The following is a 4784-nucleotide window of genomic DNA, read 5'->3' on the forward strand; positions in this document are numbered from 1 at the left end:
AATATATCGTTTATGAATACTTCTACATTATATGATTCGCTTGAGCAGTGGGCTGATTATAAATCGCTTGAATATCATCAAAAACAACAACTTGCATTACAGATATTAGATAAGGCAGAAAAGATCTTTTTTAAGGGAAAGAAGAATGTTGATCGAGAGTTGGCATTTCAATTTATAAACTTAAGTGGAAAATCATCATTTCTTGAATCTTTAGTTGGGAAGGAAAATCATAATCGTTGGTCAGAAATAGTTTTTAAAGCTATTCAACTATCAAATTATTCTTTAAAAGATATGTTTGATTATAGGGTAAAAGAAATTGAAAATCATACTCTATTTTTAGATATGAATAGCGAAATGCCAATACGCTGGACATATAAACAAGTGCAATTATATGTACGTGAAATTGCAGCTGTTTTTTATCGTTATTCGAAGGGCACTCCTCGTGTTGCAATATATGCCGAAAATAGTGTTGAGAGTGCCAGTTGCGATTTAGCTTGTTTATTTTACGATATTTTTGATACCCCCTTAAATATTTATTTTAACAAAGAAACATTATTAATAATCTTTGATCAGCTAAAGATAAATATAGCTGTTGCAGATACTCCAAGTCGTTTGCAAATATTAGAAGATCTCAGAAAATCGACAAAAATACATTTTACTATTTTCGTTGTCGATCCTTCTGTAAATACTAACGAAAAGGATATTTTCTTTTTGGGAGAAGAATGTAAAATTGCCGATCTGAATGAAATAGAAGGAATATTATCTAAGAGGGAAATAAAACCGGTAAATAGGGTAGCTACAACAATGTTTACTTCAGGGAGTACAGGTTTGCCAAAAGGCGTTTCATTCTCTAATTACAATTTGGTTTCAAAGCGATTTGCTCGTGCGGCAGCTGTCCCCGATATTGGTAAAAAGGAAGTAATGCTTTGCTTTTTGCCGTTGTTTCATACTTTCGGTCGTTTCTTAGAGATGTTAGGATCTATTTATTGGTATGGGACTTATGTTTTTGCAGGTAATACGGCAGCCGAAACATTACTCTCTTTGTTCCCAAAGGTAAATCCGTCGGTATTTATTAGTATTCCATTACGATGGACACAGCTATACGAAAAAACAATGGAGATGGTAAATCCAAACGATTCTCCTGAAGAAATTCAGATTAAAATACGGTCTGTAGTTGGAAGTAGGTTGCGTTGGGGTTTGTCTGCTGCCGGATATTTAGAACCCAAAATCTTCAAATTTTTTCAAGATAATGGTATTTACCTTTGTAGTGGTTTTGGTATGACAGAAGCAACAGGTGGAATTACTATGACACCTCCCGCCAAGTACATCGAATCTTCTACGGGGATTCTATTGCCCGGCGTTAAATCTCGTTTTGGTGCCGAAAGTGAACTTGAAATAAGTGGTCATTATATTGCACGATATTTAGAAGATGCCGGTCCGGACGATATTATTCAATTTCCTGAAAATGAGAAAAATGATTTTTGGTTATCTACAGGAGATATTTTTAGAAAATCGCCCGAAGGATATTTTGAAATTATAGATAGACTAAAGGATATTTATAAAAATAATAAAGGACAAACTATTGCTCCTAAAACGGTAGAAAAATTGTTTGTGGATGTCCCCGGTATAAAGCATACATTTTTAGTTGGTGATGCTCGTCCGTATAATGTTTTACTTATTGTACCTGACGAAGATGATGCTGTTTTGAAATCTACTGGGAATAAGGAAAATAAGATGGAGTATTTTCATCAAATTATTGCTGCCGCAAATAAAGATTTAGCCCCTTATGAACGTGTTATCAATTTCTCAGTATTGCATCGCGATTTTGACTTGGAAAAAGGAGAACTTACTCCAAAGGGGAGCTTTAATAGAAAAACAATAGAAGCTAATTTTGCTAAGACAATAAGTAAATTGTATGAAAGCAATACTATTTTTCTGGAAATCAATCATTTGAATGTGTCTATTCCACGGTGGTTCTTCCGCGATTTAGGAATTTTAGAAACAGATATCGTTGTTAAAGGTTCTACTTTATTTAATAAGCAGAGTAAGCAGGAACTACACCTTAAAAGGATAAAGAAAACTACTAAGGTGTTGATAGGTGATTTGATTTATAATCTGGAAGGTGATACAATTGATTTAGGATTATTTACACGTCAGCCGCGTTTATGGATTGGAAACCCTGAAATTATTCACTTCTGTCCTGTAAAAGAGGGTTGGGATTTACCACTTAAAAATGTAAGTGTGCAAGTGGAGCGTCCTTATAAAATGTCAAAGACTTATAGTTCTGTAACTTTGCCTGCTTTATTTCAGTTGCGTGATCAACGCTTAACTTTTGTTAATAATTTGATGTGTTGCGCTTTATTTGGCGAGTCAAAATATGCTTTAGACAATACGTTTCAGATAAAAGAAGTTTTTAATCAGTACGATGAAAAAGTAACAGAGGTAATTCGCCGTAGATTGGAGGCTTTGGCTTGTCACCCCGAAGAAGAAGTGAGAGCTTTAGCATATCGTATCTTATTGTTAGATGATCCAAATCCTGATTACTCAAAACTTTTTCCGGCATTTATACAATCTGGTTTAACTTTCTTAAATGAAAATTCAATAAGGGAAATTGCTTCCAAGGATATGGGCAAACAACATTTAGAGAGCTTGCGACAAAGGTTATATAATTACCGCGTTTTATTGCCTTGGCCAGCAGATAAGGATGTTAGAAAACAATTTGAAAATGTATTGAAGCTATTATACAATTTTGCTAATAATCATTTTGAGTATTATAGCTCTGTAAGAGCAGAATTTGCCAGTTGGATATTACATAAAAGCGATCCGTATTTAGCTAAAGTAGCTTATGATTATTTTAAGTTGCTTTATCAGAATTTTGAAAAAACTTTACGACAGCAGTCGGTATTATTTTCTCGTAAAAAGTGGGAAAAGAAAATTGTATTTGAAGAAGGTATTACTGAAGAAATAAAGGATGATATTTTTAAAATATTTTCTAACTCGCCTTTTATTCGTCAATCGGTTATGCTGGCCTACGAAGAGAATGATTTTGATATAGATATGATGCCTGATAAAGGAATGTGGATTTCGAGATTGAGATCGTTTGGTAATTTTAGGCATTTTAGGTTAAGTATAAATACAAGTCAGGGAAAACATTTCGACTTGCATTTTATGATGAGTAATAATATCAAAATGGTTTCAAGTGTTAAGACAGTACATTGGCTTTCGGCTATTTCCGGTTATCCTTTTGCTACATTAAGCTTGCCTGCAATGGGTTGTTATAGGGCGAAATATGGTGCGTTAACAAGTAAATTTATAGGCGAACTTAGTATTTGGTATAAGATTCGTGAGTTTGCCGGAATACATCATTCCTTAGGTTATTTGAATATTAGTAATCCTTGGCGTAAGATGTTTATAAAAGGTTTATCGGTATTTTATACGGCATGGATGCAGAGCGGATATAAGATTGTTCCGGGTATTATTACACCTAATAATGTAGTTGTTCCGGAATTGGATTATTTGGAGTCTGCAACAATTATTTCTCTGGCAGGCTTAAAAAATTATGAAAATACCTTGTCGATTATCAGACCGATGCTGGAAAATTTCTTTTATCGTTTAGAAGCACATTATCCCTGGGTTACCAAGCAACTTAAGGTAAAATGGATGTTTGATGCTTGTATTGAGGGATTAGGTTATAAAAGGGCATTTGAATTTTTTGAGGAGTTGAAGAAAGATTTGAAAAAAGAACCTTTAATAACTCCTGATAATGTTTCTTTGGCCAGTCTTTTGGATAATTATTTAGAAGAAATGCAATCGAAATATTATATGCCGTTGGCTTATTATAATTCTAAGGATCAGTATAGAGAGTGGGTAAAAATTAATCCTTCGGCGACTGCTATTGCAAAAGAACAAACTATTTTTGAGCTTTCGGGATTATATAGAATTTACCGTTTTGCCGAAATTGTTCGTTACAAACTTTATAGGAAAACGTATTTTGACAATGCCAGTAAAGAAATACAAAATGCTTTTGATATTCTTTTGGCACGTATGGATAAAGATAGTAGTATTCCTGCAACTCATTTGCTAGAACTGTCGGATTTACAAGCAACTTTAAGTGATGCTGATGATAAAGGTGTTTTTAGCAGAATGGTATTTTCCAGATTGCAAAGACAGCAAAAGCTTGATATTGTCAAGCTGAGTGAAAGCAAAAAAGGAAAAGTTGTTGTTAATTCATATATTAAAGACAGGTTTAATCTGGAATATATTTTTCGGGAACCAATAGAACCCAGCGAAATAGGAAAGCTTTATCGTTTATTCTTTGAAGAGAATTATCCAAAGTCTATTTCTAAGATGGATAAACATATGGTGGTGATTGATAAACAGGGTAGAGTAGTTGGTGGTTTATGCTATATTGTTTTAGAAAATAACGTTGTTTTATTGGATGGAAGTGCTGTAACAACGCCATTAAAAGGAAGAGGTATCGGAACGTCTATGATTGATACTTTTTGTAATATAATGGCTAGTGAAGGTGTTAAAATTATCAAGGCTCATTTCCTTTTGGGTAACTTCTACCTAAAGCTTGATTTTAAAGTGGATAAAAAATGGGGAGCACTGGTTAAGTTTTTGAATTAGATTTATTTCAATGCTTTTTTCAATAGGCCTTATTGACTTTGTGTTGGTGAGAAAATATATTACGCAAAGACGCAGGCAGCCACAGTTTAGTGATATGCAATAAAAGTATGCATTCGTTTTTTTCTAGTAAAACTCAATTTGACTAGTAAATGTAC

Annotated in this window: 1 protein-coding gene; it reads left to right on the forward strand. The window is 33.5% G+C overall.

The window, feature by feature from the left end:
- The first annotated feature begins 12 nt into the window (after positions 1-12).
- Positions 13-4629, forward strand: a complete 4617-nt coding sequence (locus tag J7K39_06940; protein ID MCD6179624.1) for an AMP-binding protein — start codon at positions 13-15, stop codon at positions 4627-4629.
- Positions 4630-4784 lie beyond the last annotated feature (155 nt).

This window comes from Bacteroidales bacterium (genome assembly GCA_021157585.1).
Lineage (GTDB): Bacteria > Bacteroidota > Bacteroidia > Bacteroidales > UBA12170 > UBA12170.

Excerpts from the sequence above, each read along its gene's own strand:
- J7K39_06940 (MCD6179624.1), top strand. The coding sequence starts at position 13 with ATGAATACTTCTACATTATATGATTCGCTTGAGCAGTGGGCTGATTAT.